3 protein-coding genes are annotated in these 2,191 nt (G+C 33.6%); 1 reads left to right on the forward strand and 2 read right to left on the reverse strand.

The annotated features are described in order from the left end of the window. Positions 1 to 310 precede the first annotated feature (310 nt). Positions 311 to 589 carry an integrase core domain-containing protein gene (locus GNY06_RS14975; protein ID WP_166518391.1) on the reverse strand — a complete coding sequence of 93 codons (279 nt, stop codon included), beginning with the start codon at positions 587 to 589 and terminating at the stop codon, positions 311 to 313. Positions 590 to 877: 288 nt separating this feature from the next. On the opposite strand from GNY06_RS14975, the gene GNY06_RS00880 reads away from it, so the two are divergent. Then, the gene (locus GNY06_RS00880; protein ID WP_166518389.1) at positions 878 to 1,123 is read left to right on the forward strand and encodes a hypothetical protein; all 246 of its coding nucleotides are present in this window, start codon (positions 878 to 880) and stop codon (positions 1,121 to 1,123) included. A gap of 116 nt (positions 1,124 to 1,239) precedes the next feature. Here the strand turns inward: GNY06_RS00880 and GNY06_RS00885 are convergent, their stop codons facing one another. After that, positions 1,240 to 2,064 carry a DNA adenine methylase gene (locus tag GNY06_RS00885; protein ID WP_166518390.1) on the reverse strand — a complete coding sequence of 275 codons (825 nt, stop codon included), beginning with the start codon at positions 2,062 to 2,064 and terminating at the stop codon, positions 1,240 to 1,242. Between the last annotated feature and the right edge of the window lie 127 nt (positions 2,065 to 2,191).

Here is a 2,191-nt window from a genome sequence, read left to right on the forward strand (position 1 = left end):
AATCTCGCTAAAATAGCAGCCAGCCACCGAACTGATTCCATCACCAAGGTTTACACCGTTGGAAAAAAGAAAAGAGAAAATGAAGCCTTAAAACAAGTAAAATTTAAAATCGTATAGTCAAATGCTGTTTTCTAATTTCAATGAACTCCAAAAGTTTTTTTTTCTTTTGGAATAATATTATAATCATACGATTGAAAGAGGAGGAGAAATTCTCGCTATCATGATGAAGATACAGGTCTACAATTTCTTCCAGTTGCCATTTGTTGAGCTATTGCCACGATTTTGCAAGGGTGATATTTTTTGCTATTTCTTATTCTTTTGGCAAAGAAAGTGAACCATGACTATAGATGAAAGGACAAAGAAAAAGTGAATGCATTTTTTGTTTATATTTTTTAGGGCTTATATTCCCTAATGCTTCGTGCGGCCTGTTATAATTGTATTCAATCCACCACTGATTAGCTTTTTCTTCAGGCTCCTGTAGATTCTTGAAGACATACATATTAAGAAGCTCATTCCTACAGCTTTTATTCAGTCTTTCAATAAGGCTGTTTTGTGTTGGTTTCCTGGGTTGTATATAGTGAATTTCTATTTTATTTTCCTGAGCCCATAGCTGAAAATTTTATATCTTTGCTCTGTAAAATCAAATTCATTTGTCTTTAAATTATTTAAAATACTTTTAGACGTTTCTCAAAATCTCTGTCTCCCACGGAGATTTTTTTGTTATACAAGTATATAATTTTTTTAAATTATTGTATATAATTTTCTCGAAAAATTGTATAAAAATATTCCCAGTGTAAGCCGCTGGGAATTAAATTAAAATCTAGGACAACAATAATCATTCTTACATGTCGGATATTCATACCTTCGTTTCATCGATTTGAAAAGCCGAGCAGACTTTACAGATCACAGTTTTAAAAGACGTTATCGAAAAAAAGCTCTAGGGCCTGCCGAAAAGCGTGAGCTTGTAGGTTATGCCCGCGAAGATTTTGGGATGAGCCTACAGCAGGCCTGTGCAGTATTCTGCTTAAGTACATCTGTTTTTTATTACCGTGAAAAGCGTAAAGATGGCAGCCAGTCATCGAACAGAAGCTATAACCAATGTTTATACTGTTGGGAAAAGTAAACGGGAAAATGAAGCCTTAAAATTAGTGAACCTCAAAATCCTATAGTCAAATGCTGCTTAATATATGTAAAGAAAAAATTCAAAGATTCTTTTGTATGTAAGTCTGTGTTTCGTTATTAAATACGCTTGTATATCATAATATCCTGATAGCTTGATTTAGGGGTACTTGAGACATTCTTTACGATCTTTGTTGCTCCGGTGAAGGGCGTCTCAAAATCATAATTATACTCGATCCATTGCAACAATTCGAGTATTGAAGATTTATTAGACGTGAAGTAGATATATGAAGTTTTGGTTAAAACGTTCAGGACGTTTAAATAGTTTGTCAGTTTCCAGTAATTTTTATTTGAATAGGTACGTATATCTGTAGAAAGATAGGGAGGATCCACTACATAGACTACATTATCAAGATGCTTGTATTTTTCAAATAAATACAGATAATCACAATTATGAACAATCTCTACTCCTTGAAGATAGCCTTCATTTTCGTATTTTTTTTTAGTTATTAGGTTGTATAGTGTTTCTTTCTTGAATTGTTCTAAGTCATTTAAATAGTTCATCGGATAGAGAATATTCTGAGAGATACTTATGTAATCAACGTAGCCTTTTTCTTGTTCAAGGCGGCTTAAAATTTTATCCTTAATAGGCTGTGGAATTTTGATTCTTTTTTCCTCCCCTGAGCAGATATCTCGTAAATCGGAAATTAATTTATTTGTCTTCTCCATGTTTTTTAACCTCTTAGTATAATTGTCATAGTCGTTGAAAACCACCTTAGCATCAGTATAGTGTTGCTTAATGGTATGGCTCAGTAAGCCCGACCCACCGAAGAGATCGACATAAGTAGCATTTGGGGGGAATGATTTAAGAGCTTGTTTAAATTCTTTTAAAAAATTGCGTTTTTGTCCTTGAAAAGGAAGGGGAGATCTGTAATATTTTTTCATTAATTATTTATCTTCTAATTTTTCAGTTTTTCATACCACTGCTTAACTTCTTTGTAGCCAAAAGGGTTCTGGCTGTAATTGCCGGTGATCACCTGTCTGGTGGCTAGGAGTGAGGGCTTAGCGGATA

The organism is Elizabethkingia argenteiflava, from assembly GCF_009904105.1.
Taxonomy (GTDB): Bacteria; Bacteroidota; Bacteroidia; order Flavobacteriales; family Weeksellaceae; genus Elizabethkingia; species Elizabethkingia argenteiflava.